18 protein-coding genes and 1 pseudogene are annotated in these 20,167 nt (G+C 48.1%); 6 read left to right on the top strand and 13 right to left on the bottom strand.

What is annotated here, in order from left to right; all coding sequences use genetic code 11:
• Positions 1–638, bottom strand: a 638-nt coding sequence (nfsA, locus tag BZJ17_RS00295; protein WP_241836731.1) for an oxygen-insensitive NADPH nitroreductase, incomplete at its 3' end; no start/stop codon positions are given.
• 240 nt (positions 639–878) lie between these two features.
• Here nfsA and BZJ17_RS00290 point away from each other — a divergent pair.
• Positions 879–1,145, top strand: a complete 267-nt coding sequence (locus BZJ17_RS00290; RefSeq protein WP_069587260.1) for a GrxA family glutaredoxin — start codon at positions 879–881, stop codon at positions 1,143–1,145.
• A gap of 88 nt (positions 1,146–1,233) precedes the next feature.
• Here the strand turns inward: BZJ17_RS00290 and BZJ17_RS00285 are convergent, their stop codons facing one another.
• Both BZJ17_RS00285 and BZJ17_RS00280 read right to left on the bottom strand, forming a co-directional pair.
• A complete protein-coding gene (locus tag BZJ17_RS00285) occupies positions 1,234–2,256 on the bottom strand; it encodes a hypothetical protein (protein ID WP_077639406.1) in 1,023 nt (340 codons plus the stop codon).
• Positions 2,253–2,915 (bottom strand): AraC family transcriptional regulator, encoded by a 663-nt coding sequence (locus BZJ17_RS00280; protein WP_241836730.1) that lies wholly within the window; start codon positions 2,913–2,915, stop codon positions 2,253–2,255. The genes BZJ17_RS00285 and BZJ17_RS00280 overlap by 4 nt, the downstream gene beginning before the upstream one ends.
• A gap of 253 nt (positions 2,916–3,168) precedes the next feature.
• Here BZJ17_RS00280 and BZJ17_RS00275 point away from each other — a divergent pair, with 253 nt between their 5' ends.
• On the top strand, positions 3,169–3,978 hold the full coding sequence (locus BZJ17_RS00275; protein WP_077639404.1) for a sulfite exporter TauE/SafE family protein: 810 nt from the start codon (positions 3,169–3,171) through the stop codon (positions 3,976–3,978).
• Between the two features lie 85 nt (positions 3,979–4,063).
• Here the strand turns inward: BZJ17_RS00275 and BZJ17_RS00270 are convergent, their stop codons facing one another.
• Genes BZJ17_RS00270 through BZJ17_RS00260 form a run of 3 tightly spaced genes read right to left on the bottom strand, consistent with a single transcriptional unit; the run spans position 4,064 to position 6,073 of the window.
• The gene (locus BZJ17_RS00270) at positions 4,064–4,879 is read right to left on the bottom strand and encodes an arylamine N-acetyltransferase (RefSeq protein ID WP_077639403.1); all 816 of its coding nucleotides are present in this window, start codon (positions 4,877–4,879) and stop codon (positions 4,064–4,066) included.
• A 60-nt stretch (positions 4,880–4,939) separates the two neighbouring features.
• Positions 4,940–5,581, bottom strand: a complete 642-nt coding sequence (locus BZJ17_RS00265) for a LysE family translocator (protein WP_077639402.1) — start codon at positions 5,579–5,581, stop codon at positions 4,940–4,942.
• Positions 5,582–5,608: 27 nt separating this feature from the next.
• Positions 5,609–6,073 (bottom strand): GNAT family N-acetyltransferase, encoded by a 465-nt coding sequence (locus BZJ17_RS00260; RefSeq protein ID WP_077639401.1) that lies wholly within the window; start codon positions 6,071–6,073, stop codon positions 5,609–5,611.
• 484 nt (positions 6,074–6,557) lie between these two features.
• On the opposite strand from BZJ17_RS00260, the pseudogene BZJ17_RS17330 reads away from it, so the two are divergent.
• Positions 6,558–6,665 (top strand): annotated as a pseudogene (locus BZJ17_RS17330) (IS110 family transposase); the annotation flags it as partial.
• 279 nt (positions 6,666–6,944) lie between these two features.
• Here the strand turns inward: BZJ17_RS17330 and BZJ17_RS00250 are convergent.
• Genes BZJ17_RS00250 through BZJ17_RS00240 form a run of 3 tightly spaced genes read right to left on the bottom strand, consistent with a single transcriptional unit; the run spans position 6,945 to position 10,754 of the window.
• On the bottom strand, positions 6,945–7,856 hold the full coding sequence (locus BZJ17_RS00250; RefSeq protein WP_241836729.1) for a hypothetical protein: 912 nt from the start codon (positions 7,854–7,856) through the stop codon (positions 6,945–6,947).
• Between the two features lie 28 nt (positions 7,857–7,884).
• Positions 7,885–9,423: a hypothetical protein gene (locus BZJ17_RS00245; protein ID WP_077639399.1), complete on the bottom strand. Its 1,539-nt coding sequence runs from the start codon at positions 9,421–9,423 to the stop codon at positions 7,885–7,887.
• A 56-nt stretch (positions 9,424–9,479) separates the two neighbouring features.
• Positions 9,480–10,754 (bottom strand): PIN-like domain-containing protein, encoded by a 1,275-nt coding sequence (locus BZJ17_RS00240; RefSeq protein ID WP_077639398.1) that lies wholly within the window; start codon positions 10,752–10,754, stop codon positions 9,480–9,482.
• 637 nt (positions 10,755–11,391) lie between these two features.
• Between BZJ17_RS00240 and BZJ17_RS00235 the strand changes: the two genes are divergently transcribed.
• From BZJ17_RS00235 to BZJ17_RS00225, 3 genes are all read left to right on the top strand, one after another.
• Positions 11,392–13,071, top strand: coding sequence for an aspartate:alanine antiporter (locus tag BZJ17_RS00235; protein ID WP_069587238.1), 1,680 nt, complete (start codon positions 11,392–11,394; stop codon positions 13,069–13,071).
• Between the two features lie 100 nt (positions 13,072–13,171).
• The gene (locus tag BZJ17_RS00230; protein ID WP_069587235.1) at positions 13,172–13,846 is read left to right on the top strand and encodes a response regulator; all 675 of its coding nucleotides are present in this window, start codon (positions 13,172–13,174) and stop codon (positions 13,844–13,846) included.
• A gap of 143 nt (positions 13,847–13,989) precedes the next feature.
• On the top strand, positions 13,990–15,087 hold the full coding sequence (locus BZJ17_RS00225; protein WP_077639397.1) for an ATP-binding protein: 1,098 nt from the start codon (positions 13,990–13,992) through the stop codon (positions 15,085–15,087).
• Between the two features lie 144 nt (positions 15,088–15,231).
• Here BZJ17_RS00225 and pgsA read toward each other — a convergent pair whose 3' ends face one another.
• The 4 genes from pgsA to BZJ17_RS00205 all read right to left on the bottom strand — a co-directional run bounded on the left by pgsA (position 15,232) and on the right by BZJ17_RS00205 (position 20,072).
• Positions 15,232–15,792, bottom strand: coding sequence for a CDP-diacylglycerol--glycerol-3-phosphate 3-phosphatidyltransferase (gene pgsA, locus BZJ17_RS00220; RefSeq protein WP_069591012.1), 561 nt, complete (start codon positions 15,790–15,792; stop codon positions 15,232–15,234).
• 49 nt (positions 15,793–15,841) lie between these two features.
• Complete coding sequence (gene uvrC, locus BZJ17_RS00215) at positions 15,842–17,674, bottom strand: excinuclease ABC subunit UvrC (protein ID WP_077639396.1); 1,833 nt, start codon at positions 17,672–17,674, stop codon at positions 15,842–15,844.
• A complete protein-coding gene (gene uvrY, locus BZJ17_RS00210; RefSeq protein ID WP_069591014.1) occupies positions 17,674–18,318 on the bottom strand; it encodes a UvrY/SirA/GacA family response regulator transcription factor in 645 nt (214 codons plus the stop codon). Before uvrY ends, uvrC begins: the two co-directional genes overlap by 1 nt.
• Positions 18,319–18,623: 305 nt before the next feature.
• Complete coding sequence (locus tag BZJ17_RS00205; protein WP_077639395.1) at positions 18,624–20,072, bottom strand: NAD-dependent succinate-semialdehyde dehydrogenase; 1,449 nt, start codon at positions 20,070–20,072, stop codon at positions 18,624–18,626.
• Positions 20,073–20,167: the final 95 nt, after the last annotated feature.

Below are 20,167 nucleotides of genomic sequence, written 5' to 3'. Positions count from 1 at the left end.
CTCCAAGACATATCCTTGTTGCCTCCTGTGCGGGTTTGATAATACTCACGCACTTGCTGATCGTATTCACCAAGCGCTTTTTCATTCATCGCTTGATAGCTGTTCTCGTGCACTAACAAAGATGCAGGCAACTTAGGCTTGCGCTCCGGGTCTTGAGCGGGCACCCCCAAACACATTCCGAATAAAGGCAACACATGTTTAGGTAATGCCAACAACTCAGCCACTTTGCTCGGCTGGTTACGTAGGCCACCAATATATACGCCCCCGAGCCCCATGGATTCAGCCGCGACCATGGCATTTTGCGCCATCAGCGCGCTATCAATGGCACCGATAAGCGTTTGCTCAGTGAAACCTAGTTGGGCGTTTGGATTGATTTGCTCATGGCGGTGGAAATCGGCACACCACACTAAAAATTCCGCACAGTCGGCCACATACGCTTGGTTGCCCGCGTATTCCGCCAATAAGCGTCGTTTTTCTTTGTCCGTCACACGGATAATGCTGGTGCACTGTAAGAAACTTGAGCTGGATACCGCGCGCGCCGCATCAATAATCTGGGTCAATTGCTCGGAAGAAATCGCGTCTTGAGTAAATTTACGAATAGAGCGGTGAGAAAGCAGTGTCTCAATCGTTGGATTCATGATGGGTCCTTTCAATCGGTATAACATCAGGTGATACGGGTATACACTTTTCTATACGGTGTCGCAAACCACTGCTCTGCCTACTATTCCGCCATATTGTTAGCCATCCGCGTCACACAAGGCCTTACGTGCGGTGAAAAAGAACAATCGATTTTTTCTATCAATGCAAAAGGTAATTTCGTCTTTTTTCTTACCCGGGGATCGGGCATAGTAAACTCATTGATGCTAAAGGAGATGACTATGTTCGTCGTAATTTTTGGCCGCCCTGGCTGCCCATTCTGTGTTCGCGCAAAAGATTTGGCTGAAGAATTGAAAACAAGCCGTGAAGATTTCAACTACCGCTATGTGGATATCCACGCAGAAGGTATCAGCAAAGCCGATCTGGAAAAAACCGTCGGTAAACCGGTTGAAACCGTGCCACAAATCTTTGTTGACCAAGAGCACGTTGGCGGCTTTACCGAATTTGAAGCCTACGCCAAAGAAAACCTCGGCCTGTATCAAGAATAAGGCGCCGATAATCTTACTAAAAAGCCAGCCTCACGCTGGCTTTTTTAATTTGAGCTCATTGTAACAACACGCCCAGAAGCAAGGGGCTTTAATGCTTGCCAATAAACTGGGTAATCGCGTCAATGATCAATCTGTGCGCCTCTTCTCGGGATTGCTGCTCTGATGTTTGGCAAAGATGCCCTTCGCCTTCCAATGCTAATATCTGCGCACCTTTTGCCGTACACCGACTAAACGCACTAAAGATGGTGGTATGAGGCGTTTTCATTAGCGTCATATTTGGAATCGCGGCAATAGATTCAGCCACCTCCAATTCCGGCCGCGTAGCTTGACGGCCGCGAATATCCATCACTTTCACAGGCACCTTGATGTCATCAAGGCTCTGTGCATCCAATGTTTTGGTTAATTCAGGATTAATCGCCACAATGGCTTTGACACGATCATCTTGGTTGGTGCGGCTAAGCATTGGCTCAGACACCTTGCTCAAATCCACCTTGTTTTTCTGTAGCCATTGGCAATCAACATTCACCCCTTCCTGTTCGCAAGATTGCTTGTAAAGCGCCGGATCAAACCTCGCCCCCGCCAGTGACAACATGGACGTGCCGCCCAAGAAAAACCCAACCCCATACACATGGTCAGTATCGATAGCCTGCTTAAACGGCGCGGTATCTATGAGATGCGTCAAACTGATTGATAGATCGCTCGGCCGCAACCACAACTCGCTTGGTGCCGACGTAACATTCGCGGCAGAAAACCCAACTTGCTGTGGTACCACCACGATAAATCCCGCTTTGGCCAAACCAGACGCCACCCACCCCGCGTGGAAAGGTGATGCACGCATGCCCCCATGTGCTAACAGCACAACAGGGTGTTTGCCCGACGCAACCGGCGCATTCTGGTTGGTTTTCGTCCCCACAAATACTTTGTTTTTGCCGAACTCAAAATGGGTTGAATCTAATGTGGTGGGATACCAAACATCCACCTCGATCGTCGATTCACGCTCGGGGTTAAACACCGTCTGTGAAGCCAAGCCACTGGTTGCAAACTCCTTGGCACTCACAGTGAAGGACAATGCCAACCCAACCATTACCGTCAACCATCGTTTTATGTTCATCGCACGTCCTTACGCTGTGAGCCAGAAAAATAATAGGCCGGGGGATGCCCCATTGCCTTTTTAAACATGGCGATAAAATTACTGGGGGTTGCGTAGCCTAACGCAAAGGCCACCTCTCCCACTCGTTCACCTTGCGCCAATAGTGCTAATGCGTGATTCAACTGCGCTTGGTTTCGCCATTGCACAAAAGTCAGGCCCGTTTCGGCCGGCATTAAACGCCGCAGTGTTCGGGCTGATAATGCCCCCACTTTAGCCCACTGCTCCGCGGTATTTTTGCTATCGGGCTGACGTAAAATCGCCTCGGCAACACGCACTAATCGCGGATCAGTTGGCATCGGCAAATAAAGCGCTTCAGCCTCTGCGGTGCGGATTTCATCAATGATCACATCGGCAATGCGTCGGTTCTCCGCAGTGAGCTGCGTTTGATCCCATCCAGCACTTCGCGCCACCATCGACTCCAGCATTTGATTCAATCCGACCACTTGGGGTCGATTCGGCAACAACTGGCATAAGGCAGGTAAAAGTAACACCGAATAGCCGCTCACCGCATTACAAAAAAGCACGCTGTGTTTCGCGTTGGGTGGGATCCAGCCAGCGCGTGACGGCGGCAACACCCATGTGCCCTCGGCCGTTTTTATCTGCACCAGTCCCGATTGCACACATAAAAGCTGCCCTCTATGGTGCCTGTGCCAGTGATACCGCTTAGTGTCTCTTTTACCATTATCAGCCTCACGTGACCACGAACAGGTGATCAGCGCCGCGCCTGACGCTCTTTCACTTGTCTCCCAAACGCCCATACCGCTCTCCCTACTTGGCCATATTTCATTATTATTAGGCCAAAGCGCATTAACATGCCAACACAATAACACCCTACAGTGGAGTCTTGTGGTTAGCAAAAGAAAGGAACGGTCGATGATCGACGTAACATTCGCCATTTATTACGCGTTATTAGGGGTGGGAGTTGGCTTTATTGCCGGTTTAGTGGGTGTGGGAGGAGGTGGGTTAACGGTGCCAGCCTTTACCTTATTGTTTGCGGCGCAAGGGATTGGCGACCAACACGTCGTCCATATGGCGCTCGGGAGCTCAATGGCCGCGATGGTGTTCACCACCTTCAGTAGTATGCGTGCCCATTATGCCAAAGGCCATGTCCATACATCACTTGCCACTAACATGGCGATCGGTGTGATGGCCGGCACCTTTATCGCCACCACCATAGCTGCGGCCGTCAACGGTGTGGCACTCGCTCTCTTTTTTAGTCTGTTTATGCTTTATGTGGCTTACAAAATGTTCCAACCCAAACGCCCACAAGCCAACTTAACGCCACACAAACCGGCAGGCAATATCGCGGTCGGTACACTGATTGGTACCATTTCTGCCCTCGTCTCAGTCAGCGGCGCCGGCATGATCGTCCCTTATTTAATCGGCCAAAACTTAGCAGTAAAAAACGCGGTTGGCACCTCGGCAGCGATTGGGTTTCCACTCGCCATCACGGGCACCTTGGGGTATTTGCTCAACGGCTGGGAAAACACCACACCGGAGCAACTCACTTTTGGCTATATTTACCTTCCTGCGGTGGTGCTGTTCTCGCTCGCCAGTTACTTCTCGGCACCACTGGGTGTAGCCTGTGCCGCACGTTTGCCCGCCGATAAACTGAAAAAGACACTAGGCGTGCTATCCCTCTTGCTCAGCATCAAAATGCTCATGCATGTTTTGCAGGGTTAACGTCACACCGATAAACGACTCACAAACCAAAAAGCCAGCAATGTGCTGGCTTTTTGGTTTAATACACAACGTTGCGTATCGTTTTTTATGCCGCCGCGTTAGCCGTCACCTGTGCAAATGCGGTTTCCAACACCGCTTTGGGCGGTTGCAATAAAAACACCTCATGAACCAACTGGGTTAATGCCTCGAGGCTATCGATGCTTTTTTCGGTAATGAGCTGCCCCGCCGTATCCCACACCAAAAACTGCTGATTACGGATCAAATAGCGTTGTGAAGCAGTGATCAACGACACCACGAGGTTATTGACGAAAATAGCTTCAGGGTGTTGATGAGAATAGAAATGCGCCACTTCAAAGTCGGCTTCTACCACGTCATAAAGCTCAACCTCGTACAGCGTTAATGGCGGTTGCTCGGGCTCGTGTAATACCACGGTCACCACATCGCCATTGCGCGTGATTTGATAGGTATCGTGCCCGATGGTGCAGGTGCGCTGGTTGATATTGAGTAAGCCGCGCGGGGTTTTATTGCCAAAACCAACGTCTACTAGATAAGTCTCGCCATCGAGCTCAAGCACATTCATGCGGTGGGTGCGTGGATTGGTGGGTTTACCATTAAGCATCACCCGCGCTAGCACACTGCGCACCTTAAACCCCAAATGTTTCAGGGCAAGGTAGGCAATTTTATTGTGCTCAAAGCAATAGCCGCCTTGTTGGTTCACCACCAATCGCTCAAACAAGACATCCGTCTGTAAAGAAAGCGGCTGCCCCGCCAAAGCATTCAGGCTAGAAAACGCATACCGTGCCAAGTGCTTTTCAATAAGCTCAGTGACCAGTGCCTCGCCCGTCGCCTCAGTCAACGCGAGGCGATGTAAATACTCTTCAATCATGGGTGCTGATGTCATCGTCGACTCCTTATGTGAATGGCACCAGATTAATCCCTCAAGTTAGGTTGAGGTAAAGGCTCACGCAGGATTGCGGCTAAAAGCAGAGCGCAGCAATCCTAGTCCTGCCAGCGCAAAGATCCCAGATACGACGCGCTCAACCCAATGCGCTACTTTTTGGTAGACGTTCATCACGCCGTTGATTGAAAACAAGAAGGAGTACATCCCATTCACCAAAAAGCCGACCAGCATACAAGTCAGCACAGCAGCGACAAGAAATAGCCCATCACTGCTTGAACCCATCCCAACCGACAAAGCCGCCATCCAAGCCACCACGGTTTTAGGATTAGAGGAATTTAAAACCACGCCACGAACAAACCATTTTCGGTATCCCGCTTCTTGGCTATCGTTTGTAGAGACAGTCGCGGCGGCGTTAAAGGATGATTTAAAAGAAAGATAAGCCAGCCATAGAAGATAAACGCCACCCACGATTTTTAGCAGCATGAGTAAATACACCGACCCTTGTAGCACCACCCCCAAGCCACTGGCGGCGACAATGCCCCAAAACAGCAGCCCAATGGATAACCCTGCACCGTATACAAGGCTGACTTTTCGGCCCTTACTCATGGCGACGGTTGCATTGGAGATATTCGCCGGCCCCGGGGAGACCGCAACAACAAAGAATGCGAACCCTATTGAAACGAGTGATAAAACATCAGTCATCCTTACTCCTTGTTATCGACGTTGTGTTTAGAGTGGTTTTTCCATCGGCACGCAATCCAACCGGATCCCTTTTGGGGAGTGATACGTTGATACCTTATCGCCCACAAAGCCGCATGCACGATAAAAGGGCGCTGCATTGAGCGTGGATTCGAGCGTTAGCAATCGCAAGCCCTGCTCTTTCGCTAGGTGCTCTAAAAACTGGAGCATCTTTTTCGCCGCGCCCCTGCCACTGTAATCTGGCTCTACGAAGATGGCATCGACTAGACCAGTTTGTGTGTTGAGCTTACCGCTACCGATAACCTGCCCGTCTATTTCAGAGACGTAAAACGTATCAACCACGTCGGCAATAAAACGCTCAGAGACGTTACCCTGCGTCCAAAGTGAAAGCTGCTCTTCCGTATAGTGCGCCGAACACTTAGTTAAAATAGCTCGGTTTCTTAAATCAAAAATAGCCTGTGCGTCGTTTTGGTTGGCTTTTCTAATGGTGATCAAAACGTGTCCTTGTTTGAGTGGGGCGAGTGACTATGTATTAAGTCAAGAAGATAAATAGTTTGTATTCTTGTCTGGCTAAGCGGAGTAAGTCTAGTGTCATCTTGATACCTTTGCTATGTTTGTAGCTAATTGAGGCTCCTGACCGTTTAAAAACTACGTCTACTAGATGAGACAAACTTCCTCAACTTAGATGCTGTAACACTTCAATTTGAATGCTTCGTAACAAGCTTTGAGTATGTTCTGACTGTAAATCGAGTTCGCACCAACCGTCAGTTCCCATGTATTCGGCAGAAATATATCTAATACTTTTAAGATCAATTTCATCGTTGATGACTCCAGTTAGCCTGAAAATACCTGACTTTGTATGGATTCTGCTAATTTTGAAATTTTCCATAAACCTCCGAGAACATAACGAATGACATGGACTCCCCCTCATGAAGATCTGCCACACACTTAGGTGCGGTCTTTAATACCGGAGGTAACCATGTCTACTCAATTCTTTTGTGGCGTTGATCTCTCCAAGTACCACTTTTCTCTTCACGCGGTGAATGACCACGGAAAAGCCATTCTCCATAACACGATCCTACGTTCCTGCGTGGGAATGTATATGGATTTTGAATCCTAGGTAGGGTTCGCCAAAAGATCACCGAACTGTACTTGACCTCTGTTCTAACACTAGCGGACAGCGTCAGTACCTTTAGCAAGCTAGCCACTGTAATGCCCTAGGAGGAATAATATAACACTGGTTATGGTGCTTTTTGTGTTTGAATGATAGCAAGAGCTAGATATGCATTCCCACGCAAGAGCGTGGGAACGAGAAATTCTTTTTTGGTCACGCGGAGTAAGTCCAGAATCAATCTTAAATTGCTTGTTATTTTAATGATTTTCGACCAAACCTATCATAATCGTGACAAATAGCTTCAAAAAGCTTCGACCCAATCACTCTATCTGGATTATCTATCACATACTTTTCAATTTTAGCCAACTGATCTGCAGGGATTTTTTCGTATATTTCAGATATCTTGTTCGCTGCATCTATGATGTAGTCGTCAAAGCCATCAGGAAACACATATTCTCGAGGAGAAATAATCCCACCACTAATAGCAACCCGACTAGACCTCATTTCTCTTGATTGTTTACACTTAACAATACCAAGAACGATAAATGACGGAAGCTTCGTATAGATGTAAGTGTCTTGCGAGTTACTCACAATATCCATAGCAGTCGCACGAAGGAAGTATCTATTTATATTAGTTGGTAAGTTATCAAATGAAGTCGATGCTATAACATCGAGAGGATAAATATGCTGCTCAAATTCATAGAGATTAGTAGCTTTACCCAGTAGAAAGTCTGAGATCCCCTTTTCCGCGTCTGCTAACATATCTAAATACTCTTGAGAATGAGTTTCCTCGCTATTTTTGCTCAGAACATAAGTTAGAGTACGCCAAGACAATGAAGCAGAAAACTTAGCTAGCCAGTCACCATAAGAGGTGGTCAAACTAGAATCTTCTATATATGGGTAGAATATTTTCAGAGCGAATAAACGCTCCCATGTAGAAAACAAATCTTCGCACGAGCCGCATAGCCAGTATTCTTTAGGAAGATCTTGACGTCGCTTACTAACCTGATTTCCTTCTCGTAGGTATCCGGTTATCGCTGTTTTCTTTAGCCATTTACCAATGAACTTAGGAATGAAGTGGCTTAATTCAATTTCAGCTTCTTTTTTGCACAGTTTACAAACGCCATGCATACGATACTTATCTCCATTAAGATAACGCCGCATTCACCGGCTTGTCCAGTAAAATGCATTATTACACCTCATCGTTGTCCTGTGCTACAATGTCCAACCACCTTTCGTCACCTATTGATCTTGTAACTGGGTGTACAGGAATCACAGTTATTAGATCACGATGCTCGGGAGCTATACGTAAACGTTTTACCAAAGCTCTTTTCTGAGATTCTGGTGAACCGTCTTTATCCAAACAGACCCAAACCATTGGTTTTCCAGCTTCTTCAATAAGTTTCCTGAAAAGGCCATTGATATGGCTATCGTCAATATTAAACCCATATCCCACAACAACTAAACGATCACACAAAACGTATTCATCGTATAACCCAACATACCTTCGAGACATATCTACAGACGTTAACGGCTTTAATCCGCTTTGGGTAAGAATAAAAGGAACATGTATCTGATCCTCGGGAACCTGTTCGGGATCATCTTCTGAAATTACTGAATTCTTGTATGGGTTATAGTAATCATTTACACCGCCATTCAAATGGTGCACTGCAGGTATTTCGAAATCAAGGTCCTGTGATATCTTTTCAACCAAGCTGTTATAGTTCGATGTTCCAATAGCGGAAATTTCAAGCCCAAGATCTTCACAGTTTTCAAGGTCGTGATAATAACCGCTTTCTGGAAGGTCACCAAGTTCAGCTAATTGCTTAACGATATAATCTCGGGTTGCTCTAAGGAAAATTACCATTTTAGAAAACTTTGCCCATTCTGTTCTGGGCGAAAATAGATATCTAAAATGGCTATCTATTAACGACTGATAGTCTAGAACCGTGGTAAATATATTCTCCAATACCTGCTGAGAAACAGCACATAAGACTTCAGAGATATTACCATTTTCAAGATCATAATCACGGCGTTTTTCAAGAAGTAGCTCTAAAGCTGTTAGCCCAGCCCGGCTGAACTCAAGCTTAAACATGCCTGTAACGTCATCAAAAATCGGAATATCATCTGGAGCGGCCTCAAACAGCTCTTGATTTAGCCGCTGTACTAAGTGCTGACCATGTGCCCCAACAAGTAGCTGAAGAAAAGCTCCTGCGTAACGCTGAAGATCAGCAGAATTCTGCCCATCGCTAATGACACTTAAAATTGCGGAATATGATTCACTCCCAAAAAGCCTGACTTCATTGGCGAGGATTGGGTTCATTCTTATTGCGGTTGAATACAAATGTTCGCCGAAGCCAGTATCCATCTGTTCATTAAATTTATCAATTAGAGCATCCTTTTCTATGCCCAATTGAGAAAGAGCGTGTTCGACTTCTTCATCAAAGGCATTAAGCCTGCGTATGATTTCGTTTTTTCTGTATTCAATGGAGGATTCAATTAACGCCGTAAATTCATTTTTCCCGAAGGCATGAATGCGTTGTGTGGCATAGCTATCTGGAAGCCAACTAGTTGCGTAATTGGTTCTTGGGTCAATTTGACCAAGCTGCTCACGCAGCTTTTTCTTATGCTCACTCACATCCTGTCGAAAGAGGTCGATGGCGAATTTCCCTCCACTTGGAAGTCCATAACCGATCTCAGCCCCTGCTCCGAAGAAAAATCCTACTTTCATTCAACCTCCAAGTGCTTGTATCTAATTTAGATGTAACGCAAAAATTAGCGGCGAGTTTACGAGTCCGCTGGATTGTCTTGTTCAATGATTTTCATTCGATGGGCGACTTCTTTTTCAAGCTCCATCATGTGGAGTTGAATTTCGTTACACCTCATAGATGAATCTTCAAGGTTACTTCTAACTTTCGAGTATTCTTCAGATAGAGCAGTATAGTGATCCATGAAAGGTTCAAAGTCGGGGTTATCTATACCCTCCCTTAACAGATGCTCTTGATGGTGCCGCATGTCAGTTCTTACTGACTCCAACTCTTTCATACGCTGCTGCAACATTCTGCGTTCTTCTTCATATGCCATCATTCTACTCTTACTTCGTTCTAGCTCTTGAAACAAATGGCTCATATCATTTTTTCGCCGCTTTATGAGTTCCATTTCTATCATTCGCTTTTGAGCCAGCTTGTCCCTTCTCCTAACTTCCCGAATCTCTTCAACGATTTCATCACTAACTTGCTCATCTAGATTTTCTCGAGCCAACTCAAGAAAGCGGTCAGCTTGATACATGTGAAAAGTATTATTGGCACGATCTTTGAATTCTTTTACCAACTCGGGGCGCGGCCCAACAGTCTTACCTTTAAACTTTTCCCACCAGTCTTCTTTTTTATCATCAGTTACTAAAACCACACCTTTTCCGGAAGCTGCTGCTTGATCGATTACTTGTGTCCAAACAATTAGATCTCCATACTTCCTGCACTTCTCTGCAAATATATCGCTGTCACCGGATTTAGCGCCATCCTTAAAGCCAGGCGGTATTTTTTGCTTATATCTTTCTTCTCCATCGGCAATTAATTCAACAAGCTTTTCCTTATCATATGGCTGTCCGACTCTATTCTCAAATATCTCAGAAACCGACAATTTTATTTCGTCATTTGATATTCTATTGGTATGAACCGACCGGTTCTTATCTAGCTCTTCGCAAAGCTCATCAAATACTTTGTTTACTTTAGACATGGTTCGGTTGCTGACAAAGGGATGCTGGCGTGCATTCTCAAGATCGCTTCGTAGCGACTGAATCGACTTTTTTGTCTCATCGTACGATCTTTCTTGCTGATCTATAACAGAAAGTCGATTGTTCAAATACTCATCAGCTGCTCTATGAGGAAGCCAAACTCGATCTTTAATCTTCTCCAGAATTCTTAGAAATTCTTTGCGAGTAGTATCAGAATAACGATATAGATTAAGAAGGATATTCGCATCAAAAACAAACAATGAGGTATCCCAAACTTCGCGAAGCTTTCCTTCACTTTCTTTAAAATGGCCTGGAAACAAATCCTTCATTCTATCTCCTCATTGAACACTGTATTAGCACGCACGCTAACTTCCCCAAAACCGTTGCACGCGCCTTTTTTTTCTTAACTGCCTGTTATTTAAAAACTTACAATTCTTTATGATTGTCTCACTCTCGAGAAATTGGACAAACAAGCCTACCTTTGAAGACAAGACCAGTTGCCCACGCTACCGCCCATCGATTATCCGCATCCGGTAAGCGATTCATCTCCTTGATTACTTTTTAGCCTACCAAATATCTAAATACCTTTTCATGCGCTAATGTCCAAAATGTTAGCTAGCGCTTGTTCTGTGATATTCGCTCCAAAAAATTACTTTGCGGTCGGTTACAGGAATCGCGTTTGGCGGGTGTAGGCTGGGAAAAATAGCAGGTGTAAAAGTGTCGTCTTAGCGGTGTTTGGGGGAGGCAGAACGCCACAATAGCTGGGTGCTAGCGGAGGTGACAGCAGGCGTCTAGAAACTCGGCGGTGGTGAATTCTTTGGTTTAATTTGACCAAACGCGGTTAATTGGTCCTTTTTTACGCAAAATTAATGATTATTTCACTAAATTTGTACAACAAATTGTGATTTAGGTTGGTATAATTTTCACCACTTTAACCTCCTCCGCACGCTGTTGGATATTTGTGCTGTGAATATAGACGTCAATAACCTCCTGCTCCAAAACGATATTTTGCTCCTTTTTGTGGTACTTGCCATGGGCCTTGCGGTTGGAAAGGTCAAAATTGGTAATGTGCAATTGGGTGGATCCATCGGTGTACTGTTTACCGCGATCATTTTCGGTAACGCTGGGTTCACCTTCTCGCCTGATGCGCTCAGCATCGGTTTTATGCTGTTTATCTACTGTGTAGGTATTGAGGCAGGCCCGAACTTTTTTGGCGTTTTCTTCCGCGATGGTAAATCGTATTTGCTACTGGCGCTCACCGTGCTGCTCAGTGCCATTGGCTTAACCTTGTTTTTCCAAGAGCAATTGGGGCTGGATATCAGTATTGCCACCGGCATGATGGCAGGTGCACTGACTGCCACGCCGGTACTGGTGGGCGCGAAAGATGCCCTAAATTCCGGACTCACGGGTGTTGAGGGTGAGCAACTGGGCATGATGATCGATAACCTCAGTGTCGGTTATGCCATGGCGTACTTAACCGGTTTGGTGAGCTTGATTGTGCTGGCGAAATTGATGCCGAAGTTACAGCGCCACAACTTAGAGCACTCTGCGCAGCAAATCGCGATTGAACGCGGCTTGGGGAGTGAGTCGCAGCGTAAAGTCTATTTACCCATTATTCGCGCCTATCGGGTAGGCCCTGAACTAATTCAGTGGATCGATGGCCGCAATCTGCGCGAGCTGGGCATTTATCGTCAAACTGGCTGTTACATCGAGCGCATTCGTCGTAATGGCATTTTGGCGAACCCAGATGGTGATGCGATTTTGCAAGAAGGCGATGAAATTGCACTGGTGGGCTATCCCGATAGCCATGCTCGCCTCGACCCCAGTTTCCGTAACGGGAAAGAAGTGTTTGATCGCGATCTGCTCGACTTGCGCATTGTTGAAGAAGAAATCGTGGTAAAAAATGACAGCGTCGCGCAGAAGAAGCTATCCGATCTGAATCTGTCAGAATATGGCTGTTTCTTAAACCGTGTGGTGCGCGCACAGGTGGAAATGCCGATGGACCAAGGGATTATTCTCAATAAAGGTGATGTGCTGCAGATCAGCGGTGAGAAAAGCCGTGTGAAAGGTCTGGCTGAGCGCATTGGTTTTATCTCGATTCACAGCCAAATGGCCGATCTGCTCGCGTTCTGCTGTTTCTTTATTCTCGGCCTTGGGCTGGGGATGATCACCATGACCTTCGGCCAAGTGACCTTTGGTTTGGGTAATGCCGCTGGTTTGTTGTTGGCGGGAATTAGCTTGGGCTACTTGCGCGCCAATCACCCCACGTTTGGTTATGTGCCGCAAGGGGCGCTGAACATGGTCAAAGAGCTCGGGTTGATGACATTTATGGCTGGCATTGGATTAAGCGCCGGTGGTCGCTTATTTGAATACATCGCCGATATGGGCTTTTCAGTGATCATTGCCAGTATCTTTATCAGCGTGATCCCTGTGATTATCGCCTATTTGATTGGCGCCTATGTGTTGAAAATGAACCGCGCGTTACTGTTTGGTGCCATTGTCGGTGCGCGTACCTGTGCGCCTGCAATGGATATGATTAACGAGCATGCCCGCAGCACCATTCCGGCGCTGGGTTATGCAGGCACCTATGCGATTGCCAACGTGATCCTCACCTTGGCCGGTACTCTGTTGATCATTCTGGTGTGATTTATTGGCTAACCTTCTATTCGGTCAGCAATAATTCAGCGACTATGCATATAATGAAAGCGTCCAATTTGGGCGCTTTTTTGCTCACAAGGGGTTACGCATGCAGGTGCTTATTATCGAAGATGATTCGATTCTCAGTCATCACGTGAAAACGGAGCTGACTGAGCTGGGTCATCATGTGCGCTGTGCCAGCACAGCCAGCGAGGGGCTGTATTACGCCGATCAATTTCCAAATGACATTGCAATCATTGACTTAGGCTTGCCTGATCAAGATGGTATTAGTTTAATTCGCGACATTCGTGCCAAGGGGCTGCGTTTGCCTATTTTGGTGCTAACTGCCCGGGCGAATTGGCAGGATAAAGTCACCGGGCTGGATGCCGGCGCGGACGATTATTTAGTGAAGCCGTTTCAAAAGCCTGAATTGGTGGCACGGCTGAATGCCTTGGTGCGACGAAGTGCCGGTTTTGTGAAGCCCACCATTACCGCAGGCGATATCGAGCTCGATTTGCTGGCCAAATCCGTCTCGGTAAAAGGTCAGCCTTTAGAGCTGACCGCCTTTGAGTATGATCTGTTTGAGTACTTGATTCGCCACAGCCGCGAAGTGATCTCCAAACAACGCTTACTCGATGTGCTGTATCACGACCAAGACGGCGATCCGAATACCATCGAGGTGATGATTAGCCGTTTACGCAAAAAACTGGTACAAAGCGGTCATGAAAACCCGATTTCCACCGTGCGTGGTCAAGGGTATCTTTTTGAAATTCAAGCTGAGTAATTCATGAAATTAGGCCAATTCGCTTTGTGTCGTTGCCGCACGCGGTTGCGAACTCGTGTGCTAGCTACCTCGATCGGTATTATTTTACTGTTTTCGATTGCACCGCGTGGATCCAATCGCTTGATCCATCGAGCTCGGATTATATGTCGGTACTCTGCACCCCAGAAAATCACACCTTATGGACATCTCGAGATGTCAAAGCCTTTGAGGTGGATGACATTTGTGCCCTCTTCCCCTCGCAAGCTACCACGCCACAGTATCTCTCGATTGCCGGGTTTAACGTGGTGGCCCAACGGCTATCTTCTGATAAGCAGCCAAGCGATAGTCCTAATCATTTGTATGTGCTGCGTAATGTGGGGCAAGAAAAGCAACAGCTCGCCAATTTGGAAACAGAGACATGGTTTTACATCAGTTTGCTGTTCTTTTCTGCTTCTGCGCTGGTTGTAGCGGCCTGCCATTGGAGTTTTTCGCCACTGCGCCGCTTGGCGAGAGAGCTGATTGCGATCACCGAATCGCGCCAACAAACCTTAGACAGTGATTACCCTGATGAGCTGCAAGATCTCACCCAAGCACTCAACCAGATGATCACGCAGCGGGAAAAGCAAAAAGTGCGTTATCGTCACGCTATGGACGACTTGGCACATAGCCTTAAAACACGCTTAGCAGCCACCAACGCCCTACTCGATGATAACAGCCTGAATCGCGAGCAATTGAACAAGCGTATTTTGGAGCAAGTCAGCCAAATGGATGACATGGTTCAGTACCAGCTTAAACGGGCTTTGGTGGGGCAACGCGGCCTAAAGCGTGACGACAGCTCGCTAACCATTCCTGTCGATAGTCTGACTGGCATGTTAGATAAAGCCTATCGAGATAAACCAGTGACGGTGATCCGCGGCTTTGCTGACGATGCCACCCTCCCGCTTCATCGCAGCGATCTTATGGAACTGCTGGGAAATTTACTCGAGAACGCGTACCGCTTTTGTCTGGAGCAGGTGCTGATCCGATTGGAAGATAAAGGGGATGCGTGGCAGCTTTCTATCGAGGATGACGGCCCCGGCGTGCCGGAGTGCTATCGCGAGAGTATTTTTCAGCGCGGCGTGCGTGCCGATCAGCTAAATCCGGGCACGGGGATTGGCTTGGCGGTGTGCGATGAAATTATTGCTAGCTATGATGGCACCATTCAAGTCGCCCAATCCTCATTACAAGGCGCTGCGTTTGTTCTCACCCTGCCTAAACGCTAGCTAACACCGTGTTTGATGCCAACAAAAAACGCAGCCATTTGGGCTGCGTTTTTCATTAAGCTGCATTTTTACTGGGCTGCGGGTATGTCGGACTCGGCGAGGCTGCGCATCTCCCACTCGCTAAGACCGAGACACCAACGCGAGCTAATCGCTGTCTGGGTCTGCTAACAAATCGTCCTTGGCAGCCATCATATATTGGTACATCGACCAATAGGTTAAGCCGGTTGCGGCATAGAGCGCGACATAACCCAGCCATTCAATCCAAGGCGCGGCATGCCAAAGCAGCATCGTCAGAGCAAACATTTGTGAAGCCGTTTTAAATTTCCCCACCCAAGAGACAGCAACGCTGGCGCGTTTACCAATTTCCGCCATCCACTCGCGCAGGGCGGAAATAATCACTTCTCGCGCGATCATGGTCGCAGCGGGAATCGTGACCCAAATGGAGTAGTAATGCTCGACAATCAGCACCATGGCAATTGCCACCATCACCTTATCGGCAACAGGATCGAGAAAGGCGCCAAACCGGGTCGATTGTTTTAAACGGCGAGCTAAATACCCATCCAACCAATCAGTAACACCGGCAATCACGAAAACGAGTGCCGCGGCAAACGGAGCCCATTCGTAGGGCAAATAATAGGCGATGACAAAGACCGGAATTAGCGCAAGGCGCAAAAAGGTCAAAATGGTGGGTATATTAAGGCGCATGCTCAGCTTTTTATTGTTGGATTGACTACGTTATGTTGCCCCATTGCCTCTAACCTTGCAATGAGGAATGAATTTTCTCTGCCAGTGTTCGGCTGATCCCGGGGACTTTGGCGATTTCTTCGACACTGGCGTTGCGCAACTCTTGGATCCCACCAAGATATTTCAGCAAAGCTTGGCGACGTTTTGGGCCAATACCTTCGATTTGGGTCAGCACACTTTGTTTGCGCGCTTTTCCACGTGCGGCACGGTGTCCAGCAATAGCGTGATCATGGCTTTCATCGCGGATGTGTTGAATCAGGTGCAACGCCGGTGAGTCGGCTGGCAACGAGAATTGCTCGCCAGAGACTTTGATCAGTGTCTCTAGACCCGGTTTACGGCTGGTCCCTTTGGCAACACCCAAAATAAGCGGATGAATGGGCCAATCGGCGATCAGGGGTTTCAGTACCTCCCACGCGCGATTGAGCTGCCCTTTACCCCCATCAATCACGATAATGTCGGGGATTTTTTCTGGCTCGAGCTGTTTGCTGTAACGACGGGTCAGCACTTGGGCCATTGCGGCGTAATCGTCGCCGCCGGTGATCCCTTCAATGTTGTAACGGCGATACTCTTTTTTTAGCGGGCCATCTTGGTTAAACACCACACACGACGCCACGGTTTTTTCGCCCATGGTGTGGCTGATATCAAAACATTCCATGCGCTTGACGGGGTTTAACCCTAGCGTTTCTTGCAGGACCTTGTAGCGGTGCTGGATGGTCATGCGATGGTTTATCTTGCTGGTTAACGCCGTACGCGCATTGGTGTTAGCTAGCTTTAAGAAGCGTGCCCGCGCGCCGCGTGGTTTGCTTTGCAATTGCACTCGCCGCCCGGCGATTTCACTCAAGGTATCTGACAGCCAGGTAAGATCGTCGCCGATGTCATCAGAAATCAAAATGTGGCTAGGAATGGTGCGCCCTTCTGCTTGGGCCAAATAAAACTGGCTGACAAAGCTAGACACCACCTCGGCAGGTTCTGTCTCCGCCGGCATTTTGGGGAAGTAGCTGCGGCTACCTAACACCTTACCTTGGCGTAAAAACAGCACATGAATACAGGCCACACCGTTCTCAAGTCCAAACCCGATCACATCTAGATCTTCGTCGCTATCTTGCGAGACAAACTGCTGCTCTTGCACGCGACGCAAGGCTTGGATTTGATCGCGGTATTCAGCGGCTTTTTCGAATTGAAGCTGCTGACTGGCGGTTTCCATTTTTTCCACCAGCGAATCGATCACTTGGCGATTTTTGCCCTGCAAGAATAACCGCGCAAAATTCACCTGCTCGGCGTACTCCTCATCACTGACCAATCCGGGTACACAAGGCCCCGCACACCGACCAATTTGGTACATCAAACAGGGACGACTGCGGTTGGCGTAAACGGAGTCCTCACATTGGCGAACGGGGAATATTTTCTGCAGCAGGTGCAGGCTTTGTCTTACTGCGCTCGCATCCGGAAACGGGCCGAAGTATTCGCCCTTTTTCTTTTTCGCACCGCGATGAACTGCCAAGCGAGGATGGGTATGGCCGCTTAGATAAATGTAGGGGTAGGATTTATCATCGCGCAGCAACACATTGTATTTAGGCAGGAATTGCTTGATGAGGTTGTGTTCAAGGATCAGCGCTTCCGTTTCCGTGTGAGTGACGGTGACTTCCACATTGGCGATGTTACGTACCAAGGCTTTGGTTTTTTCGCTGGAAACTTGCACACGAAAGTAGCTGGCAAGACGCTTGCTCAGATCTTTCGCCTTACCCACATAAATGATCTCACCCGAGGCGTCCATCATGCGATAAACGCCCGGTTGGTGAGGCACCGTTTTTAAAAAGCTTTTTGAATCGAATGTGTCTGGCACTACAGAGTCTCGGTATCTAACATCCCGTGACGAATGGCGAGGTGAGTCAACTCCACATCCCCGTTAATGCCTAGCTTGCTAAACAAGCGATAGCGGTAACTATTAACGGTTTTGGGGCTTAAACTGAGCTGCTCGGAAATGTCCGTGACTTTTTGCCCTTTGGTGATCATCAGCATGATCTGCAATTCACGCTCAGACAGCTCCTTGAAAGGGTTGTCAGAAGAAGCGGAGAACTGACTAAGCGCCATTTGCTGGGCAATATCCGGGGAAATGTACCGTTGGCCACTATTGACCATACGAATCGCATTCACCACTTCGTCTGCGCCCGCCCCTTTGGTGAGATAGCCCGCGGCACCCGCTTGCATCACCTTGGTTGGGAATGGGTTCTCAGTGTGAATCGTGAGTACGATGATCTTGGCATCCGGCGAGTAGCGAAGCAACTTACGTGTGGCTTCCAAACCCCCGATGCCCGGCATGTTCATGTCCATCAGGACAATATCGGCGTGATTTTGCCGACACCACTTGAGTGCGGCTTCACCGCTGTCGGCTTCCCCTACCACTTTAATTCCACGGACGTCTTCTAATAGACGTCGAATCCCTGTGCGAACCAGCTCGTGATCATCTACAAGGAAAACAGTGATCAATCTTGTATCTCCACTTGGTTTGGTTCGCCAACTTGTTGCTTCACCGCAACGGTTGGACGTGTCTTAACGCATATTACTTGAGTTTTACCACGGATGAAAAGGCAACAACAGGGGCGATGTGCCGAATCGCAAATTTTCATACACCAAGCTGTCAAAAAACAGTCAACCCGTCTAAATTATGGCCAACACGATGATATTTGCACCAAGTTGCTGACCATAAACAGAGTAACGTCATGTTGACATGTCAGCATTTTTGAACACATCGCCCCCCTGCCCGTGATTACGAGAGGGCTTAACCCCTTAGGCTATAGCGCCAAACACAGATACTTCATTTCGAGGTATTCATCCAAGCCCCATTGTGACCCTTCTCGGCCTAAGCCTGATTGTTTCACCCCACCAAAGGGCGCCACCGCGGTTGAAATAAGGCCAGTGTTAATCCCCACCATGCCGTACTCTAAGGCTTCTGCGACACGATGCACGCGGCTAATGTCTCGCGCATAAAAGTACGACGCCAGACCAAACTCGGTATCGTTCGCCATTGCGATAGCTTCAGCTTCATCATTAAAGGCAAACAAGGGCGCAACCGGACCAAAGGTTTCTTCTTTAGCAATCCGCATCGCCGGTGTCGCGTGTTTGATGACCGCAGGCTGAGTAAAGTTTTCCCCTAACTCTGGGCAATCGCCGCCAAGCAGGATCTCGCCGCCGTGTTGCTTGGCATCGTCCAAATGTGCTTTCACTTTGTCGATCGCACCACGATTAATCAGCGGGCCAATGTCCACCTTATCATCGGTGCCAAGACCGACGCGTAATTGACTAACCGCTTGTGTGAATTTTTCTGCAAAGGCGTCATAAATACTCGATTGCACATAGATTCGGTTCACACAAACGCATGTTTGTCCCGCATTGCGATATTTAGCCGCAATAGCACCTTCAACCGCTGCATCGATATCCGCATCATCAAAAACAATAAACGGCGCATTGCCCCCCAACTCCAGCGACAACTTTTTAATGCTTGGCGCGCATTTTTCCATCAGTTGTGCGCCAATTTCTGTCGAGCCGGTGAATGAAAGCTTGCGCACTCTATCATCGCTGCAAAGCGTATCGGCAATCGGCCCAGCTGTACCGGTGACGATGCTTAGTACCCCGGCAGGCACACCCGCGCGCAGTGCCAGCTCTCCAAGCGCCAACGCCGACAACGGTGTGTCACTGGCCGGCTTCACCACCATAGTACAACCTGCCGCCAGTGCTGCCGCGGCTTTGCGGGTGATCATCGCGGCTGGAAAATTCCAAGGCGTAATCGCTGCCGTTACGCCAATCGGTTGCTTGATCACAGAGATGCGTTTGTCGGCCTGCTCAGCAGGAATAGTCGCGCCATACACCCGCTTTGCTTCTTCAGCAAACCACTGTAAAAATGACGCCGCGTATTGGATCTCTCCCGCGGCTTCTTTCAGCGGTTTGCCTTGCTCAGCGGTCATGATCGCCGCTAAGTCGTCTTTGTGTTCAAGCATCAGCTCGTACCAGCGGTACAATACATCGGCACGGGCTTTCGCCGTTAGCGATCGCCACTCGGGCAAGGCCGCATCGGCGGCATCAATCGCTTGTCGTGTTTCCTCGGCGCCCATATTGGGTACGTTTGCCAAACACGCGCCATTGGCAGGATTGGTCACCGGGCGTGTTTTTTGGTTGTGGGCATCTTTCCATTGACCGTTAATCAGTGCTTGTGTCTTAAGCAGCGTCATGTCCTGCAATTGCATAATGGCTCCTTTTTTGTTCAAAGGCGTCGCGCGTTCACCCAAATCATACTGGCACCTTGCCAGCTCACGAATAGCACGGCAAGATATTCGCTGAG

It is taken from the genome of Salinivibrio sp. IB574, from assembly GCF_001996205.1.
GTDB classification, from domain to species: domain Bacteria; phylum Pseudomonadota; class Gammaproteobacteria; order Enterobacterales; family Vibrionaceae; genus Salinivibrio; species Salinivibrio proteolyticus.
This window is presented reverse-complemented; position numbering and strand designations above follow the sequence as displayed.

Coding starts and splice junctions, on each gene's coding strand:
- BZJ17_RS00290 (WP_069587260.1), top strand. CDS start 879: ATGTTCGTCGTAATTTTTGGCCGCCCTGGCTGCCCATTCTGTGTTCGC.
- BZJ17_RS00285 (WP_077639406.1), bottom strand. CDS start 2,256: ATGAACATAAAACGATGGTTGACGGTAATGGTTGGGTTGGCATTGTCC.
- BZJ17_RS00275 (WP_077639404.1), top strand. CDS start 3,169: ATGATCGACGTAACATTCGCCATTTATTACGCGTTATTAGGGGTGGGA.
- BZJ17_RS00270 (WP_077639403.1), bottom strand. CDS start 4,879: ATGACATCAGCACCCATGATTGAAGAGTATTTACATCGCCTCGCGTTG.
- BZJ17_RS00265 (WP_077639402.1), bottom strand. CDS start 5,581: ATGACTGATGTTTTATCACTCGTTTCAATAGGGTTCGCATTCTTTGTT.
- BZJ17_RS00250 (WP_241836729.1), bottom strand. CDS start 7,856: ATGCGGCGTTATCTTAATGGAGATAAGTATCGTATGCATGGCGTTTGT.
- BZJ17_RS00245 (WP_077639399.1), bottom strand. CDS start 9,423: ATGAAAGTAGGATTTTTCTTCGGAGCAGGGGCTGAGATCGGTTATGGA.
- BZJ17_RS00240 (WP_077639398.1), bottom strand. CDS start 10,754: ATGAAGGATTTGTTTCCAGGCCATTTTAAAGAAAGTGAAGGAAAGCTT.
- BZJ17_RS00230 (WP_069587235.1), top strand. CDS start 13,172: ATGCAGGTGCTTATTATCGAAGATGATTCGATTCTCAGTCATCACGTG.
- BZJ17_RS00225 (WP_077639397.1), top strand. CDS start 13,990: ATGTCGGTACTCTGCACCCCAGAAAATCACACCTTATGGACATCTCGA.
- pgsA (WP_069591012.1), bottom strand. CDS start 15,792: ATGCGCCTTAATATACCCACCATTTTGACCTTTTTGCGCCTTGCGCTA.
- BZJ17_RS00205 (WP_077639395.1), bottom strand. CDS start 20,072: ATGCAATTGCAGGACATGACGCTGCTTAAGACACAAGCACTGATTAAC.